The sequence below is a fragment of the Comamonas testosteroni genome, from assembly GCF_014076415.1.
Classification (GTDB): domain Bacteria; phylum Pseudomonadota; class Gammaproteobacteria; order Burkholderiales; family Burkholderiaceae_C; genus Comamonas; species Comamonas testosteroni_F.
The window spans coordinates 3,150,302-3,165,054 of record NZ_CP043568.1; the positions used below are offsets into that span (position 1 = coordinate 3,150,302).

25 protein-coding genes are annotated in these 14,753 nt (G+C 59.3%); 14 read left to right on the plus strand and 11 right to left on the minus strand.

All coding sequences use genetic code 11. The annotated features are described in order from the left end of the window. Positions 1-64: 64 nt before the first annotated feature. The 5 genes from F0P97_RS14350 to F0P97_RS14370 all read right to left on the minus strand — a co-directional run bounded on the left by F0P97_RS14350 (position 65) and on the right by F0P97_RS14370 (position 3,126). Positions 65-613, minus strand: a complete 549-nt coding sequence (locus F0P97_RS14350; protein ID WP_182282930.1) for a hypothetical protein — start codon at positions 611-613, stop codon at positions 65-67. Further along, positions 606-1,394, minus strand: coding sequence for a helix-turn-helix domain-containing protein (locus F0P97_RS14355; protein ID WP_182282931.1), 789 nt, complete (start codon positions 1,392-1,394; stop codon positions 606-608). Before F0P97_RS14355 ends, F0P97_RS14350 begins: the two co-directional genes overlap by 8 nt. Before the next feature lie 13 nt (positions 1,395-1,407). Continuing rightward, positions 1,408-1,749, minus strand: a complete 342-nt coding sequence (locus F0P97_RS14360; protein ID WP_182282932.1) for a hypothetical protein — start codon at positions 1,747-1,749, stop codon at positions 1,408-1,410. A 71-nt stretch (positions 1,750-1,820) separates the two neighbouring features. Then, entirely contained in the window at positions 1,821-2,654 is an 834-nt protein-coding gene (locus F0P97_RS14365) for a hypothetical protein (RefSeq protein ID WP_182282933.1), read from the minus strand. A gap of 1 nt (position 2,655) precedes the next feature. Then, complete coding sequence (locus F0P97_RS14370) at positions 2,656-3,126, minus strand: phage regulatory CII family protein (RefSeq protein WP_232537939.1); 471 nt, start codon at positions 3,124-3,126, stop codon at positions 2,656-2,658. Positions 3,127-3,187: 61 nt separating this feature from the next. Here F0P97_RS14370 and F0P97_RS14375 point away from each other — a divergent pair, with 61 nt between their 5' ends. From F0P97_RS14375 to F0P97_RS14385, 3 genes are all read left to right on the plus strand, one after another. Next, complete coding sequence (locus F0P97_RS14375; RefSeq protein WP_114863923.1) at positions 3,188-3,463, plus strand: hypothetical protein; 276 nt, start codon at positions 3,188-3,190, stop codon at positions 3,461-3,463. Between the two features lie 75 nt (positions 3,464-3,538). Then, the gene (locus F0P97_RS14380) at positions 3,539-3,772 is read left to right on the plus strand and encodes a hypothetical protein (RefSeq protein ID WP_182282935.1); all 234 of its coding nucleotides are present in this window, start codon (positions 3,539-3,541) and stop codon (positions 3,770-3,772) included. 144 nt (positions 3,773-3,916) lie between these two features. Next, positions 3,917-4,123 carry a hypothetical protein gene (locus F0P97_RS14385; RefSeq protein ID WP_182282936.1) on the plus strand — a complete coding sequence of 69 codons (207 nt, stop codon included), beginning with the start codon at positions 3,917-3,919 and terminating at the stop codon, positions 4,121-4,123. On the opposite strand, the gene F0P97_RS14390 is transcribed toward F0P97_RS14385, so the two are convergent. Continuing rightward, positions 4,104-4,487: a hypothetical protein gene (locus F0P97_RS14390; protein ID WP_182282937.1), complete on the minus strand. Its 384-nt coding sequence runs from the start codon at positions 4,485-4,487 to the stop codon at positions 4,104-4,106. The genes F0P97_RS14385 and F0P97_RS14390 overlap by 20 nt on opposite strands. Next, complete coding sequence (locus F0P97_RS27835) at positions 4,480-4,614, minus strand: hypothetical protein (protein WP_269780042.1); 135 nt, start codon at positions 4,612-4,614, stop codon at positions 4,480-4,482. Before F0P97_RS27835 ends, F0P97_RS14390 begins: the two co-directional genes overlap by 8 nt. Here F0P97_RS27835 and F0P97_RS14395 point away from each other — a divergent pair. Continuing rightward, complete coding sequence (locus tag F0P97_RS14395) at positions 4,613-4,870, plus strand: hypothetical protein (protein WP_182282938.1); 258 nt, start codon at positions 4,613-4,615, stop codon at positions 4,868-4,870. The two genes, F0P97_RS27835 and F0P97_RS14395, sit on opposite strands and share 2 nt — an antisense overlap. Before the next feature lie 48 nt (positions 4,871-4,918). Here F0P97_RS14395 and F0P97_RS14400 read toward each other — a convergent pair whose 3' ends face one another. Continuing rightward, positions 4,919-5,155, minus strand: coding sequence for a hypothetical protein (locus F0P97_RS14400; protein WP_182282939.1), 237 nt, complete (start codon positions 5,153-5,155; stop codon positions 4,919-4,921). A 67-nt stretch (positions 5,156-5,222) separates the two neighbouring features. On the opposite strand from F0P97_RS14400, the gene F0P97_RS14405 reads away from it, so the two are divergent. Beyond that, entirely contained in the window at positions 5,223-5,885 is a 663-nt protein-coding gene (locus F0P97_RS14405; RefSeq protein ID WP_087082932.1) for a S24 family peptidase, read from the plus strand. A gap of 217 nt (positions 5,886-6,102) precedes the next feature. Here F0P97_RS14405 and F0P97_RS14410 read toward each other — a convergent pair whose 3' ends face one another. Next, complete coding sequence (locus F0P97_RS14410; protein WP_182282940.1) at positions 6,103-6,687, minus strand: HNH endonuclease; 585 nt, start codon at positions 6,685-6,687, stop codon at positions 6,103-6,105. 542 nt (positions 6,688-7,229) lie between these two features. Next, the gene (locus F0P97_RS14415; protein WP_182282941.1) at positions 7,230-7,451 is read right to left on the minus strand and encodes a hypothetical protein; all 222 of its coding nucleotides are present in this window, start codon (positions 7,449-7,451) and stop codon (positions 7,230-7,232) included. 448 nt (positions 7,452-7,899) lie between these two features. On the opposite strand from F0P97_RS14415, the gene F0P97_RS14420 reads away from it, so the two are divergent. From F0P97_RS14420 to F0P97_RS14430, 3 genes are all read left to right on the plus strand, one after another. Beyond that, on the plus strand, positions 7,900-8,889 hold the full coding sequence (locus F0P97_RS14420; protein WP_182282942.1) for a hypothetical protein: 990 nt from the start codon (positions 7,900-7,902) through the stop codon (positions 8,887-8,889). A gap of 103 nt (positions 8,890-8,992) precedes the next feature. Continuing rightward, the gene (locus F0P97_RS14425; RefSeq protein ID WP_182282943.1) at positions 8,993-9,694 is read left to right on the plus strand and encodes a hypothetical protein; all 702 of its coding nucleotides are present in this window, start codon (positions 8,993-8,995) and stop codon (positions 9,692-9,694) included. 27 nt (positions 9,695-9,721) lie between these two features. Further along, on the plus strand, positions 9,722-10,078 hold the full coding sequence (locus tag F0P97_RS14430) for a hypothetical protein (protein ID WP_182282944.1): 357 nt from the start codon (positions 9,722-9,724) through the stop codon (positions 10,076-10,078). A gap of 15 nt (positions 10,079-10,093) precedes the next feature. On the opposite strand, the gene F0P97_RS14435 is transcribed toward F0P97_RS14430, so the two are convergent. Further along, positions 10,094-11,472 (minus strand): IS3 family transposase gene (locus F0P97_RS14435; protein WP_182287200.1). Its coding sequence is split into 2 segments (ribosomal slippage): positions 10,094-10,980 and positions 10,980-11,472, totalling 1,380 coding nucleotides; the frame shifts between segments, so codons are not numbered across the junction. 90 nt (positions 11,473-11,562) lie between these two features. Between F0P97_RS14435 and F0P97_RS14440 the strand changes: the two genes are divergently transcribed. The 6 genes from F0P97_RS14440 to F0P97_RS14465 all read left to right on the plus strand — a co-directional run bounded on the left by F0P97_RS14440 (position 11,563) and on the right by F0P97_RS14465 (position 14,724). Further along, complete coding sequence (locus tag F0P97_RS14440; RefSeq protein WP_182282945.1) at positions 11,563-11,802, plus strand: hypothetical protein; 240 nt, start codon at positions 11,563-11,565, stop codon at positions 11,800-11,802. Between the two features lie 133 nt (positions 11,803-11,935). Then, positions 11,936-12,166 (plus strand): hypothetical protein, encoded by a 231-nt coding sequence (locus tag F0P97_RS14445; RefSeq protein ID WP_182282946.1) that lies wholly within the window; start codon positions 11,936-11,938, stop codon positions 12,164-12,166. Next, positions 12,120-12,377 (plus strand): hypothetical protein, encoded by a 258-nt coding sequence (locus F0P97_RS14450; RefSeq protein ID WP_182282947.1) that lies wholly within the window; start codon positions 12,120-12,122, stop codon positions 12,375-12,377. The genes F0P97_RS14445 and F0P97_RS14450 overlap by 47 nt, the downstream gene beginning before the upstream one ends. Continuing rightward, positions 12,370-12,567 (plus strand): hypothetical protein, encoded by a 198-nt coding sequence (locus tag F0P97_RS14455; protein ID WP_182282948.1) that lies wholly within the window; start codon positions 12,370-12,372, stop codon positions 12,565-12,567. The genes F0P97_RS14450 and F0P97_RS14455 overlap by 8 nt, the downstream gene beginning before the upstream one ends. 9 nt (positions 12,568-12,576) lie before the next feature. Then, positions 12,577-12,810 (plus strand): hypothetical protein, encoded by a 234-nt coding sequence (locus F0P97_RS14460; RefSeq protein WP_182282949.1) that lies wholly within the window; start codon positions 12,577-12,579, stop codon positions 12,808-12,810. A 57-nt stretch (positions 12,811-12,867) separates the two neighbouring features. Continuing rightward, on the plus strand, positions 12,868-14,724 hold the full coding sequence (locus F0P97_RS14465) for a DNA cytosine methyltransferase (protein ID WP_182282950.1): 1,857 nt from the start codon (positions 12,868-12,870) through the stop codon (positions 14,722-14,724). Positions 14,725-14,753 lie beyond the last annotated feature (29 nt).

Consider the following 14,753-nt stretch of genomic DNA (forward strand, 5'->3'; position numbering starts at 1 on the left):
GCTTCAGAGGCTCGCCGGAAGGACCCGCGACCCTCACCCTGCCTATTTTTTGTGCAATGCAACATCAGACCTTGACCTCCAGGCCCAGGGCCATTCGTGCGGACTTGCCGGCGTAGTACGAGATGCTGGTGTCGCCACCCTCCATGCGGGCCACGATGCGGCGTGCCCAGTCCTTGCCGTCGTTGCGCTCCTGCAGGTTGACCTTCACAGGCGGCGCGGCCACGGGCGCAGGCAAGGCAGGCAGGCCCTGCTGCTGGGCATAGGTCTGGCGCGGCATGACGGCATCGCACATCAGCTCGAACTGCGGCAGGTTGGGCGGGAAGTCGGGGTGCTCGGCAGCCAGGCGGGCGGCCGCGGCCTCCAGCACATCGGCAGGAAAGCGCCCCAGGCGCGCCTGCCAGACGTTCATGGCCGCACGGATGCCCTTGTCGTGGCCCAGGCCGTCCTTCAGGCCCGTGGCGAACTTGCTGAGGAACAGGCTGCCGTAGCTGCCCTGCAGCAGCACGAACAGCTTGCGCACCGCCGGGCCGGCCCGCAGCCCGTCGGCCGGATCTGCGGCGCGTGCCTGCGCTTGCTGGATCGCTTCAGCCGTCAACGTCGCCACGTCATGCATCCCACACTCCGTCGAAAATCGTTGCCGCAGCAGCAGCGTGCTTGTTCGCGTTGAACGCCGGCGCACGACCGCCCGCCGGCGCTGCAGCAGGCCTGAGCCATGCGGCCTGCAGCCCTTGCGAGCCGCGTATGCACCACAGCTGCAGAAAGGCCTCCAGCGTCATGCCGGCCTTGGCAGCCTCTGCCTTGGCGCCCTTCAGCACGGTCTCCGTCACCGGTGCCCGTTTGACCTTGCGCAGCTGCAGCCAGTCGGCCCAGGTCTGGTCGGTCACATCCTCCGGTTGAGCAACAGGTCCTGCGCGCTCAAGCGCAGGTGTGTTGGTTCTTTGATGGTTCCTATGACGGTTCAATGATGATTTGGGTGCGCTTGGTTCACCCCTGGGGTGCGCCTGGTGCGGGGGTACAGGTGCGCCTGGTTCACCACCTGGTGCGCCTGGTGCGGGGGGTGCGCTATCTGCGGGGGGTGCGCCATCTGCACCACCTGCCTTGCTCCGACTGCGACCGACAGGTGCCTTCGTCGGGTCAAAACTGCCCGGTGTGATGGTGTAGCTGGTGCTGGCGTTCAGGCGATATTCCCGAAAGACCAGACCGACCTTCTGCAGCCACGACAGCGCCTCTTGCACGGCCCGCTCAGACAGGCAGGTACGCCTGGCAATGGTGCCGACACCGGGCCAGCACACGCCGTCGTCATTCGACTGATCCGCCAGCGATATCAGAACTGCCTTTTGCGCTGCGGACATGCCCTGCAGCGGCCAGCAGGCCGACATGATGATGGTGCTCATACTTCTCTCCCGATCAGGCCAAGGCCGTTTGGCGCGCCTTGCAGCGCACAGGCATCACGTCACGCTGGCGTGGCGACAGGCTGCAGCGGCGCGCAGTGCCCTCCTCCAGCCGTCCGGCCGCCAGCAGGGCATTGACCGTGCTGGCCACGCTGCACAGCTCCAGCCACTCGCCCGTCTGGGTGTTGTGGTAATCGCGCAGCTCGCGCCGGCTCATGTCGCGCACGCCTTGCTGGTGGGCATGGCGCAGCGACTCGTACAGGCGCTCGTGCAGACGGCGGCGCGTTTCGTTGCCCAGAGCGGCAAACGCCTCGGCGCTGGTGTCGCGCCCGGTCACCACGGATTGGGGTTGCTGCATGGTCAAACCTCCTGATATCTGCACGGGCGGCTGCGCGCCTGCGCTCAAATTCGTTGCTGGGTTCATGGAAGTCATACGCCTGCGGCCTCGCGCAAGCGGTAGCGGATGCGGCGCTCCAGATAGGCCGTGGCGTCGGCGCGCTTGGCCACCTTGTCCATGTCAAAGCGCGGCAGGTAGCCAAGCTTTGGCTTCACAAACAGCAAGACGGGGCGAACAAGCGCGCCGCCTGTGCCGCTGACGGCCCAGATGCCGCGAGCCAGATGAGCTGTGCGCCCGTCCGGCTCACCCTTGCGGTTGGTGCGCGGCGAATCGCGCTCGCTGCCATAGGCAATGAAATAGCGCCGGCCAGCCTGCTTCTTGGTGCCACGGTGCACGCGCAGATAGCCCTTGGCGTTCATATTGGCCTTGTAGCCCTGCTCGCCAAACGCCTGGAAGTAGCTGATCAGTTGCACCAGAAACGGCCCGCGCAGGTTGCCCTTGCCGTCATCGCTGCCGGGGTAAGGGCCACCTCTGGCCTCATCGGGTATCGCCGTCTGATAACCAGCAGGCAGGATGCCCGCACGCTTCAGTGCCACCTCACTGCGTTTGTCGCGCCGGCGGCCGCCCCAGGTCTGGGCATCCAGAATCTTTTGCGGATCGATCCCCTTTCCGCCCATATAGGTCGGCTCGATCGTCACGCTCAGCCTGGCGGCCGTGGCCATGCGCACAAACGGGCTGCGCAGGATGTAATCCGTAGGCCGGTCGAACACCGCACGCATCTCGTCCTGCATGGCACGGCGGATCTCGAAGCCCGTATCGTTCAGCGCCTTGGCATAGGCCTTGGCCGCCTGCGGGCCCGCCAGCCCGTGGATCTGCCGCAGCAGCTCCGCCTGGTTCAGCACTCGCGCGCTCAGCTGGATATGCATATCAGCCCTCCTCCACCGACGCCGGCACACGCGCTGCCGCCGTGGCCAGCAGCTGGTTCAAGGCAGATATCAGCTCGTTGTAGCGGTACTGCAGCCGCTTGATCTCGTTGCGGCTCACCATGGCCTTGCCGCCACGAAAGGCGTCTGCCGCGGCGGATGTGAACTCGCCCACCTCCTGCTGCAGGGCCACAAACGCCTCCACCGGGTCGCCCTCTGCCTGGTCGGGCAGCGCGGGCACGCAGGTGTAGCCCAGGGCCGCTGCCATGGCGCGCAAGATAGCCGGGTTGCCCGCCATCACCTGCAGCGCCACAGACTCGCGCAGCGTCAGGTGGTGCGTCGTGTTGTTCGGGTTCAGCTTGTTCTGCAGCGTATTGGCGCTCACACCCATGCGCTCGGCCAGCACTCGCACACCGCCGGGATGTTTGTGCGCAATGAGATAGGCCGCATCCGCAACATCGACTGGTATTGGCATGTCGGCCTGAGCATCCAATTCGCCATTGTTTGTGTAGGGAGGAAAAGAGACACTGCTTCTCATGACCACACCTCACTTCTCAGGCGAATCGCTGACGGCCGCTGCACAGACAGCCAAGCAGACTCCCATCGTCCCCACACCCGAGTGGGCCCACGCCATGGAGCTGCTGCTGCAGCAAATCGTCTTTGTCCTAGACGTCGAAGGCCGCGACAGCTTCACCACCCGCAAAGTCGCCCGCTGGAACAACCAGTGCATCCACGAAATGCTGCGCACCGGCAGCGTGCCCCTGCCCGTCATCGAAGAGCTGCAGCGCGTGGCGGTGCGGGTGCTGACGTGAGGCTTCAGGCCCGAAATAGAGCCCACCCCCTCTTTGAATACGATCGAACTCTCAACACCATTACCCATGTGAACCATGGGCAATAAACCTTTGAATGAAGACATTCACTACCTCAACGGCCAGATTGATGCGTTGACGGCACTGGTGCTTGCAATTGCAAACTGCACTGTGGACAAGGACGACTTCCGCACGGAAGGTCTTGAGAGGCTGCAATCTGTTGAGACGGCATTGCTTCATCAGGCGGTCCCTGAAAGCCGACTGATCGCGATAGATCACATGAAGCAATGGCTGGAGAGCGTGACAAGCTGAGGCGGTAACGCAAAGACGCCGCCGCGCGCTCCTGCAATGGATCAAGCCAAGCCATAAGAACCTCCTGGCACAAAGGTGCCCGCCCCACACTTGGTTACGATGGCGGCGACCAAACCTTTACCAACTGCACCAAGGAAGACGGACATGACCAAGGAAAAAATGATGAGCGGCGCCGAGTTCAAGGCCCACTTCAAAGATCTGGTGGATTCGCTCAAGGACGACGACCTGGTGTACTTCGGCTCGGCCGACCTGAGCATGTATCGCGTCAAAGAGCGCGGCCCACTCCAAGGACCGCGCATGGTGCAGATCGAGTTCAACGAAACATACGAAGTCACGACAGTTCCCGACTGAGCCGATCTCGCAACTCGTTCACCAGCTTTTCAACTTCACCCGCAACCCGCAGGTCTTGCATGGCGGCGTACGACGCATCGCGTGCTCCCATGCAGGTGCTGGTGATTCGCACTAGTCCGCCCGGCAGCAAATCCAGGGCCACTTGCGCGATTGGCAAGGCTTTGCTGGGCGACTGGACACCGCACCTGCCCAGATAAGCCGCAGCGGTATCCACCAAACCATGAGCGCTTTCCACCGGCAGCCGTATGCGCAGCACCTCAGCGTCACACGCAAACGAGAAGCAGATCCAGCCGTCGCTTACCGGCGTCGTGCCACGCCACAGCACAGGCTGATAACGATCAAGATGAGACGCGGGCTTAGTCATGAGATTCCCGCTCCACCACTTCAGGCACTTGCCGTGGTTGCGCCTGCTTCACGCAGATTTCCGGCGGCGCGAAGTAATCCGGCCAGAAGCGATGCAACGCACCAGCCTTCACCAGCACAGTCGACATGAACATGCTCAACGAGAAAATGATCCATAAAAGACGTTCACCAGAGTTCACAGACACCTACCTTCGTTTGTTGAGCGGCCAAGCCCCTGCCCCAGAAGACTGGGAAGCGGCAGCCGAATTGATAGAAGCAGGAATGGCCACAGGCCACGTGCATCGCAGCAGCCAGACTGCTGCCAATGAAATTGACGCGCTCGTTGCATTCGCGCCCACATTGCAGGGGCGCCTGTATGCACAGCAACTGCTTGAAACCATGTAGGCAATCGATCGCTGAGCGGCAAGCTTGCGACCACGTCGTGTTGTGCATTCAGTCATGCGCAGACTCCGGCACTGAAATCAGGCTGCTTCCAGCCAGAAGGTCTTGAGCAAGGAAGTGGTCAAGCAGCGGCTGAATAGTGTTCACGCGCGGGTCCTTGCGCCCGCCATAGAAGAACTTGCGGATGAAGCTGACCTTCACGCCCGTCTCAATAGCAAGTTGGTCAAACCCACTCGTACCGACTTCGGTCAGCTTCTGATGGAGATATTCAGTGATTGGCACGTTCATCAATAAACCTATAAACCGATTTCGGTACAAGTATGACATACCGATATCGGTACATCAAGATCGAACAATGTTTGATATGGATAAAGCAGCCAATCAGACACTCGCCGACAACGTAGCCATGCTCATCAAAGGCAAGGCAATTGGGCGTCTACGTGATGAGATGAAGACCGCTGGCTACGCCATCGGTCAGGGCACGCTTGCCAGGATCATTGCTGGCGACACCGGCGTGAGAATGGAGTCAATTCAGAAATTTGCAGACTTCTTCGGGATCAGCACGGGCACTCTCCTTCATGAATCGATAGAAGATGGCGAGAACGACTTTGTACCGGTCTCTAAGCTGAGCGTTCAGGTCGGTGCAGGCAACGGGCGTCATGTGGGTGTAGTCGCCAGTTTGGGGTTACTCCAGTTTCGTAGGGATTTTCTGAAGTCTGCAGGTGTAAGCCCTATCAATGCGGCGGTTGTCACCGTCAAGGGTGTAAGCATGGAACCCACCATCCGCGATGGCTCTATCTTGCTGCTTAACAAAGCAGACCGCGAACCACGCGCAGGCCAGATCTACGCTTTCTCGTGGGATGGTGAGATGCTTGTGAAGCGTTTTCAAACTATCGGAGGCGTGTGGCGGGCGGTATCAGACAACGCGGACAAGAGCGAATACCCAGACATCATCATTGATGGCAAAGCCGAAACACTCATACAAGGGCGGGCCATCTGGGTAGGCTCAAAGCTGTAGCTACAACGATTTCTCATCTGGGGCCTTATGGCCCTTTTTTGTTGTCTTTGTACCGAACTCTAAGCTGGTACACAAAAAAATATCACCAATGTACCGAATTCGGTATTGCTCTTTTATACCGATATCGGTACATTCAGCTCGTCGCAGCAGTGTGACGGGCACCACGGCATCGACCGGGTCACGCCCGGTCTTTAAAAAGAGAGTGGATGGGAAAGGGTCAGGCCGGTGGATCTGCTTCAAAAAGCTTTGCCAACTCTGGTGGCAAGCCAATAGAGACAGACATGGACGCTTCATGATCCTTCTCAGGCATACCGAGAAAATCAGGGTGGTCTTCATCGTGCAAGAGCTGACCGACCAACGTTGGAGAAACACCCAACCCGATCAAATAGCCTGCCGGATCAGCACGCCAGGCGTCCCAGTCAAACACGAAGTTGAACAGCTCATGCTGGCGGTCGAGAAACGGCTGAAGGCGACTCAGCTCTTCAGGCGTGTAGAAGGCTTCGGGGTCTTGGTCTAGCTTTGTGCCATTGCATCTGCGGCAAAGTGACACAAGATTGCCAGGTACCAGATGCCCGCCATGCGCCATTGGCACATGGTGGTCGATACAAAGAACCTTCAGTCCTCTAGTGCCTTGCACGTATGTTTCGGGTTGGCCGCATTTAAAACAACGCGTACCGAACAAGGCAAAGAATTTTTCCCTGTAAATAGCCTCCACAGCAGGGATTGCAAAACGACTGAGTAACTGACGCCGCTCTTTCTGGCGCTGATCCGGATACAGCTCAACCGAGGCCTTGCCTCCCATATGGGATCCCTCCTGTAAGAAGTCTGTGATGTCGGAATCCAGATGTTATTACAGCGAGCGGATCCCGCCCTTTTCCATCCACTCTTGCACCGCCTGCCCATGTTGTTCGCTCCACCCATGCGGAGCGTCCCCGGGCAACATCGCATCAGCGGGCACGGCCGCTGCTCTGCGCGGCATCCCTGCCGTAACCAGCCGTCAAAGCACGTACACGGTCAAAAGGGTGAGGCGAAGGCGGCCAAGAGCAAGAACGGTCATGCCGGTTGGAATCCCGGTACCGCCCGCCCCATGCGCGACGAGGCAAACCAAAGCGCCTTGCACCAGGGCGCTGCGGTTTAGGTCAGATTGCTTCATGTGCTAAAACCCCCTGTAGATCAGGGAGGAAACACATGAAGACACGCCAGCAAGTACTGGCTGCAGCTGCCTTGGCATTCGCCGCAATCACCCCCGCTTTGGCCCAGGTGAAGTGCTCGATGCCAAATCAGAAAGTCATTACGCTACAGACGGCTAGCAGATGCCCGCCAGATGCCTTGAAAGCAGAAACGCTAGATGGTCGGGACATCACACCGCCAGCCAGCCAGCCAGCGACCATCACCACCTCGAACAAGCGTTCCACAGAAGGCCGAGACACCCAAGCCAATCGAGAACCATATCGTCAGGCCGAGGAAAGAAGAGTACGTCGAGCCGTTTGATGCCGCTCGCAGAATCTGCTCTGTCGTCACCGATTCAAAGTCGGCCTGTGCAGCATTGATCAGGAACAGCGACAAGGCAAATGGCCTAGCATTCGAGTGATAACAGACGGCACAGCCGGCGAACTACGCCAGCTGTGCCAAATGCTTGCCAAATCTGCTCAGGACATAAGCAAAGGCAGCATGCGTGATCGCTCCTGGTCAATAAAAGTCTTCTCCCGTCACGACATCTTCACCGCCGTAGCGAGCTGCGACGTATAGAGTAATTTGCGCCATGTCGATTGCTTTTGTTGGATCTCATGCTTACAATCACTACGCGCTGACCGTCAGATGAAATAGGTCGCTTATTTGCAATGGCGCTTTTCCGACCATTCCCTGCACTTGCGTTTTTTCGTTTGGTTGGCAGGAGAAAAAGTCTCGTTTCTGACACCGGACAATTGTGCTCAGGCACAAAAACGTCACCTCTACGCGCCTTAGCGTTGAATGGCTTCTCCAATTTACGCCGACCTCTAGAACGAGGATGCATATGCATGCGTATTTCAATGACGACGACCTGTTCGTCGATGGCGTTGACTTCAAGCGGGTCGCCCGCAACATCAGCAAGCTGGGCCTTCCTGATGTCAAGGACCGCAACGACGCCCTCAACTTAGCGGCAACACTTTTTGGCTTTCGCAACTATCATCAGTTGCGCAAAGAGGGAGACCGCCCCCTGTCCGCTCGCAAGATTCCGTACTCTCTCATGTCCAAACACATGCGTGAAGAATGTGATTTGGCAGACGTGAAGCGTCTTGCTGTCGAGCCACTCGGCGTCACATTCAAGGATCAGTGTTTGCCCAACCACTTCGGTAAGCAATGGCAGAGCAGCGTCATGGCGTTACTGCATCGCGCCATTGCCGGTGCTCGTGATAAGCCCGGACACCTCGTGATAGTTGTAGGCAAGAGCAAGTCTGGCAAGACGATTGCGTTGAAGAACCTTGCAGCAATATCTAACGGTGTTATTTTTGACAATGCGTTCAGCTACCTTCCGATCTACGAAACGATTCTGAGTGGAGCTAAGCGAAAACTGAAGGTGCCCGAAATCTATATTTTCGACGGCGGTCTGTCACACACAGAAGCACGCCATGGATATGACAACTTTCGTGCTGTCCACGAGAGCTTCAAGCATGCCATGCCCGACCCAGTGCACAAAGATGGCAAGCCTTTTTTCTATACTTTGAACAGCAAGTTAACCTGGGGCCACGGCCCTTCTGTTCGGTATTTTGGCGACAAGACACCACAACGGACTCCCTGGAAGAAAGAGATAGATGGCGTCGTACGTCTGCTTTCGGTGAGTTCTGTGCATGAAGCTAACCGCGGTATTTTCGGCCCCTCTATTCGTCTGAACGCTGAAGATCCGTTTGAGATCGAAGTCGCGACCATCGTCAATCTGGACTCGATGGAACTGACCTACCAACACACCCCGAAGAAGGGAACGGCAGAGTTTGAAGCAGTGATGAAGGATTTCTTTATGCTGTAGAAAAGCGGTGCACCACCTGCTTTTTTAACCTACCTCCGCATATCCACTGAGCCCGCCAGCTATTGCTGTGCGGGCTTTTTTTGTCTCATGAACAGGAGCCACCTTGCCATCTGTCCACGACCTTATGCGCCGCCTGCATTGCGGCCCGAATGAGTTGCGCCAAGTCTTGAGCGCGAATTTCAGAGCTCTGGGCATGGTGTTTGCCTGCGACGGCGGTGCATTGATTGCCATCCCCGAAGACGATGCGCCGATCTGCACCTCAACGCCCACGAAATCCATGGAACCGAGCCTTGACCGACTGCACATGCAGTTCGTAGAGACGCCCAAAACCGCGTGGCGTGAATTTGCGCCTCTGCTGGCGCACCCCAAACTGCAGGATCTGGAGACATGCCCTAAATGCAAGGGATCACACTGGATCACGCGATCGACCTGCTCAACATGCCAGGGCGGCGACTTCTCCCCCTGCTATGTGTGCCACGACACAGGCCACATTGAGACGCCTAGCGCTGATGTACTTGGCGCATACCCATGCGAACTGTGCAGGGGTGCTGGCGATATCCCGAGGGAGCGATTTGCAAATCGGTACTGCAATATCCCGCTGCCCGATATTCCCCACTGCTTCGGCGTGGATGCCAAGCATGTGCGACTGCTGGCTCAGTTGCCCGGCGCTCAATGGGCGCCACCCGAGCGCCTTGGTGAACACGACTGCGGCGCCATCCTTGTGCGCTTCGATCAAGGCTGGGGCGCAATCATGCCCTTGCGCGAGTTTGTCATCGTCACCCGCCACCACCAAGCCCGCCACTGAGCGGGCTTTTTCATGGAGCCAATGACCATGTCAACAACCGCCACCACGGAGCGAAAAGCCCCCGCCCGTCGCCGCGCCCCCAAGGCCGAGCACTTGAGCATGGCTTACCCCCGTCCATGCCCAGCATTCCACCCCCATTTCTGGATTGCTTCCTACCTCGCCGATCTGGCAGAGAGAGTCGCAATGGAGCACCTGCGACACAAGGTCCATTCAAAGGTCGACAACGTGACCCAAATGGCTCTGTGCAGATCGGACACGCATTACTTTCACAGCATGAATGAAAGCGTTCGATATGTACGCGACCACGGCCTGCTGCTCTACGCATGGCCGGGAACCAAGCTGTTCACCAACCCCGAAGCCCGCCACTGTGAACTGACCCCTTAAAGTTGGACAGTTAAATTACGGGCACATGGCCTGAGTTCGGTATTGCACCGGGCTCAGGCCTTTTAACTTCATCTTGATTCGATGATGGTTGTAGTAACGGATGTAGTTCACCAACTCACCGCGCAGATGCTCGGCGCTTGTGAACTTCTGCATGTAAAACAACTCCGTCTTCACTGTCGCAAAGAAGCTCTCCATCGCAGCGTTGTCCAGGCAATTGCCCTTGCGTGACATGCTTTGGACCACACCTTTGGTGGCCAGGTGGCGGCGATAGGCCGGCATCTGGTATTGCCATCCCTGATCGGAATGCAGCACAGGCGCAGTCTGGCCTTTGAGTTTGCCAAGCGCCTTTTTCAGCATGTTGCCCACCAGTTGGAAGTCTGGCTTGTCACGCATCTCATAGGCCACGATCTCGCCGTTGTACAGGTCCATGACCGGCGACAGGTAAAGCTTGCTGCCACGAACATTGAACTCCGTCACATCCGTCACCCACTTCTGCTGCGGCGCATCCGCCTGGAATTGGCGCTGCAGCAGATGAGGCGCCTGAGCATTGACTGGGCCTCGGTAGGCACGGTACTTCTTGGGTCTGACCAGAGACTTCAAACCTTGCACCTGCATCAAGCGCTGGACGGCTTTGTGATTGATGACGCATCCCGCTTGGCGCAGATGCGCTGTGATGCGGCGATAGCCATACCGCCCCTTGTGCTTGTCGAAGATGCCTTGGATCTGGGCCTTTAGGCCCGCACAGGAGTCACCGCAGCGAAGCACCTGGCACTGGTAATAGAACGTGCTGCGAGCCAGCCTTGCAGCCTTGAGCAATTGCGCCACAGAGTATTCATGCCTCAGTTCAGTCACGGCTTGCGCTTTGTCAGCATTGCCTGTTGCTTTGCCCGAACCAAGGCATCCAATTTTTTTAGGTACGCCACCTCCGCGCGCAGGTATTCGTTTTCTTTGCGCAGTGCTTGCAGCGCTTTGGACTCGTCTACGGATGTGGACGAAGACTTGAGTGGCTTGGGAGGTTTGGGGGCGGGCATCTTCTTGGGGCGGCCACGGCGCTGGGGTTCAAGCGCCTCTGGGCCGCCCTCATGATACTGACGCTCCCACCTGGCAAGGATGCCTGTGCCGCCGCGCAGATTGAGTAAAGCGACTACCTGTCGGTACGTCAGGGCCTCACGCCACATGCGCTTGAGTGCTTGGAGCTTGAATTGAGCGCTGTAGTGCGCGCCCTGTCCTTTGCGGCACAGACCATCATCTCCATGCCACCGATAGACATCTACCCATTGGCGCACGGTGGAGCGGTCTATCCCATGCTTGGTTGCAAGCACTCTGAATCCACCAGTGCCATCCAAATATTCCCGGACTACGGTCCTTTTGAAATCTAAATCATGCCTCGCCATGAACAACACCTCTTCGGTTGGATCAGTGTCCAACTTTTGGGGTGCAGTTCAACTGAGCGGGCTTTTCTTTTGCCCTCAACCGGAGAACCCATGCAAGCAGCACGCCACACCTTGCCCAGCGTCCCGATCACCAGCGCGGCATTCCAGTACATCCATTCAACCAGCACCAACATTGCTGACACCTTCGCCAAGGCCCGCGAGCACATCGCAGCCGAGCAGGCAGCCCAGGCCAAGAAGCCGCGCCGCCGCACCCAGCACACCCCGGCGCTGATGACGATCAACCGTGTGCGCGCCGGCACCACCAACCACCTGAATTTGCAGCTGTTCTAGGAGCCCCCGCCATGCGACTCTTTGTCCTGACATGCGGTTGCGTCTCCATCCAGCACATAGCCCGCAGCACCGCCGAAGCTTTCGAGCACGGCTTCAACGAGCTGGGTCATCTAGGCATGGGGATCTCCTGCCGATGCATCCGATAGACACCGTGCTGCACGAGCTGCAGCACCGCGACCGACAGCGCAGCCGCCTGCTGCGCCTCATGCAGAGCCAGGCAGCAACCGCCGCCACGCCTGCACCCTCTCTCAATACCTACTTTCAAACCGAGCTGCAGCAAGCGCTGCGCGCCATGAAGCATGCAAAGGAGCAACGCCATGTCCACCCGTTCTATCGTGATCTTCGGCCCTCGCGGCTGCGGTAAAGCCAGCCAGGCAGCACGCCTGCAGCAGCACTTCGGCCTCAGCAAGGTTTACGACACCGACTGCGAAGGCCTGACCAGCGCCCGCCAGCTGCCACGCCATGACACGCTGATCCTGGCCAACACCCAGCCGCAGCACTGCCCCGTGCGCAGCATGAGCTTTGAGCAAGCCGTGCGCCAGATGGACCAGGCACCCAGCCACGCCCATGGCTGAAGCCTTCAAGACCACATGGGCCGGTGGCGAGGTGCTGATTCCCAAAGCCCAGGTGGAGGCCGAAGCCCGCGAGGCCTACTACGCATGCCGCGATGCCAATGAGGCCTGCCCCTATCCCTTCCACACCGACGCCGCCCTGCACTGGCTGGCGACCTTCAACCTCTGCATCCCGCTACCCGTCAACAGGTAGCCATACCCCATGACCACCACCCACATTCCCAAAGGCGGCATGTGCACAACCTGCACCGATGGCTCCAAAGCCTGCGCAGATCTGCAGTTCGAGAGCATGCAGCCGGTCCAGCGCTACCCCGACGGCATCACTGCCGTGAAGTGCACCAGCCACAGCGCACCTGCTGCCGCACCGCCGCTCTGCATCAGCTGCGGCGCACGCAACAACCCGCTGCCCGACGGCAGCCTGCCCTGCGGTCACTGACCGCGCCACCAATCACAGCCCGCCAACTGCGCGGGCTTTGTCATTTCTGGAGCCCTAATGCTTACCCCTCAATTTGTGCTGGCACTGTCTGCCAAGCTGGTGATTGACCTGTTTGCCGGTGGCGGCGGAGCCAGCACAGGCATTGAGCAGGCCATCGGCCGACCAGTTGACATTGCAATCAACCATGACGCCGACGCCATCGGCATGCATGAGGCCAATCACCCCCAGACGCGCCATTACCGCGCCGACATCTGGGAGGTCTGCCCCCGTCAAGCCACGGGCGGGCAGCCGGTGGGCCTGCTGCATGCATCCCCGGATTGCACCCACCACAGCCAGGCGCTGGGCGGCCAGCCGCGCAGCAAGGAAATTCGCTCTCTGGCCTGGGTGGTACCGCGCTGGGGCGGCATTGCCAAGCCTGATGTCATCACCCTGGAGAACGTGGAGCAGATGCTGCTCTGGTGCAGGCTAATTGCCAAGCGCTGCCCAGAAACCGGCCGCGTCATCACCCTGGACAAGATCAAGGATGCCAAGGGCAAGACCACCTACCGCGTTGCAGACCCTGGCGAGCGTGTGCCACGCAATAACCAGTATCTGGTGCCAGACAAGAAGCAACTGGGCAAGACCTGGAATCGCTTTGTGCAGATGCTGCGCAATCAGGGCTATGTCGTGCAGTGGCGCGTGATCTGCAATGCAGACCTGGGCTGCCACAGCACCCGGACGCGCCTATACATGATCGCCCGACGCGACGGCCTGCCCATCATCTGGCCCGAGAAGACCCACGCCAAGAAGCCAGTAGGCAAGCTCAAGCCCCACAAGCCTGCTGCCGACTGCATCGACTGGAGTATTCCTGGCACAAGCATCTTTGGCCGAAAGAAGCCATTGGCCGAGGCGACAATGCGCCGCATCCAGCACGGCATGCAGAAATATGTGCTGGGAAGCAAGGAGCCGTTCATTGTTGAAGGGGCCGCCCGTGCATTCACTCCGGTGACCCACACCCGAGACATTTCGTACAACGTCCAAGACCCCATGCGGACCATCACAACCGCAAAGGGTGGCGAGACTGCGCTGATGTCCGCGCACATCGTACAAGTGGGCGACGGTGAGCGACAGGGCCAAGAGCCGCGCGCCATGGACATTCAATCCGCCATCGGCACGGTAGTCGCGGGCAGCGTCAAACATGCTGTGGCGTCGGCATATCTCGTGCAGGCCGGGCACGGCGAAGGCTCAGGCACCACAAAGCGCCGCAGCCATGGGACGAACGACATCACGGGACCCGTGGGCACAGTGACCGCCAGCGGCGGCGGGCAAAGCTTGGCAACGGCGTTCATGGTGCAGGCTAATGGCGGGTTCAACACCACGCCGGCCCGTGATCTGCGCGGTGGCATGTCCACGGTGACGACAAGCGGCAGTCAGCAACAGCTGGCGGTGGCCCATCTGACCACCCTGCGCCGCAATAGCGTCGGCAAGTCTCTGGCCGAGCCCCTGCCAGTTGTTTGTGCTGGTGGCGAGCATCATGGCCTGGTGCAGTACGAACTGAGCCAGGACGATGAAGCCGGTGCATTGCGTTGTGCGGCCTTTCTGATGCGCTACCACGGCAGCGGCGGGCAATGGGCGGATCTACGCGAACCAACCACGACTGTCACGACGCGCGACCGCCTGGCTCTGGTGACGGTCTGGCTCAAGGGCGAACCGTGGGTAATCGTAGACATCACGCTGCGCATGCTTGTGCCGCGCGAGCTCTACAACGCTCAGGACTTCCCGCCTAACTACATCATTGATCGCACGGCAGCAGGCAAACCCCTGACGAAAACGGCACAGGTGCGAATGGCCGGCAACAGCGTCAGCCCCCTACCGATGCGACTGATCGTCGCCGCGAACTACATCGAAGCAGGCCAGCTCCGCAAAGTAGCCTGAACACCAACACCCCAGCCCGCAGCCGCAGG

Coding starts and splice junctions, on each gene's coding strand:
- F0P97_RS14350 (WP_182282930.1), bottom strand. CDS start 613: ATGCATGACGTGGCGACGTTGACGGCTGAAGCGATCCAGCAAGCGCAG.
- F0P97_RS14355 (WP_182282931.1), bottom strand. CDS start 1,394: ATGAGCACCATCATCATGTCGGCCTGCTGGCCGCTGCAGGGCATGTCC.
- F0P97_RS14360 (WP_182282932.1), bottom strand. CDS start 1,749: ATGCAGCAACCCCAATCCGTGGTGACCGGGCGCGACACCAGCGCCGAG.
- F0P97_RS14365 (WP_182282933.1), bottom strand. CDS start 2,654: ATGCATATCCAGCTGAGCGCGCGAGTGCTGAACCAGGCGGAGCTGCTG.
- F0P97_RS14370 (WP_232537939.1), bottom strand. CDS start 3,126: ATGCCAATACCAGTCGATGTTGCGGATGCGGCCTATCTCATTGCGCAC.
- F0P97_RS14375 (WP_114863923.1), top strand. CDS start 3,188: ATGACCACACCTCACTTCTCAGGCGAATCGCTGACGGCCGCTGCACAG.
- F0P97_RS14380 (WP_182282935.1), top strand. CDS start 3,539: ATGGGCAATAAACCTTTGAATGAAGACATTCACTACCTCAACGGCCAG.
- F0P97_RS14385 (WP_182282936.1), top strand. CDS start 3,917: ATGACCAAGGAAAAAATGATGAGCGGCGCCGAGTTCAAGGCCCACTTC.
- F0P97_RS14390 (WP_182282937.1), bottom strand. CDS start 4,487: ATGACTAAGCCCGCGTCTCATCTTGATCGTTATCAGCCTGTGCTGTGG.
- F0P97_RS14395 (WP_182282938.1), top strand. CDS start 4,613: ATGAACATGCTCAACGAGAAAATGATCCATAAAAGACGTTCACCAGAG.
- F0P97_RS27835 (WP_269780042.1), bottom strand. CDS start 4,614: ATGTCGACTGTGCTGGTGAAGGCTGGTGCGTTGCATCGCTTCTGGCCG.
- F0P97_RS14400 (WP_182282939.1), bottom strand. CDS start 5,155: ATGAACGTGCCAATCACTGAATATCTCCATCAGAAGCTGACCGAAGTC.
- F0P97_RS14405 (WP_087082932.1), top strand. CDS start 5,223: ATGTTTGATATGGATAAAGCAGCCAATCAGACACTCGCCGACAACGTA.
- F0P97_RS14410 (WP_182282940.1), bottom strand. CDS start 6,687: ATGGGAGGCAAGGCCTCGGTTGAGCTGTATCCGGATCAGCGCCAGAAA.
- F0P97_RS14420 (WP_182282942.1), top strand. CDS start 7,900: ATGCATGCGTATTTCAATGACGACGACCTGTTCGTCGATGGCGTTGAC.
- F0P97_RS14430 (WP_182282944.1), top strand. CDS start 9,722: ATGTCAACAACCGCCACCACGGAGCGAAAAGCCCCCGCCCGTCGCCGC.
- F0P97_RS14440 (WP_182282945.1), top strand. CDS start 11,563: ATGCAAGCAGCACGCCACACCTTGCCCAGCGTCCCGATCACCAGCGCG.
- F0P97_RS14445 (WP_182282946.1), top strand. CDS start 11,936: ATGCATCCGATAGACACCGTGCTGCACGAGCTGCAGCACCGCGACCGA.
- F0P97_RS14450 (WP_182282947.1), top strand. CDS start 12,120: ATGTCCACCCGTTCTATCGTGATCTTCGGCCCTCGCGGCTGCGGTAAA.
- F0P97_RS14455 (WP_182282948.1), top strand. CDS start 12,370: ATGGCTGAAGCCTTCAAGACCACATGGGCCGGTGGCGAGGTGCTGATT.
- F0P97_RS14460 (WP_182282949.1), top strand. CDS start 12,577: ATGACCACCACCCACATTCCCAAAGGCGGCATGTGCACAACCTGCACC.
- F0P97_RS14465 (WP_182282950.1), top strand. CDS start 12,868: ATGCTTACCCCTCAATTTGTGCTGGCACTGTCTGCCAAGCTGGTGATT.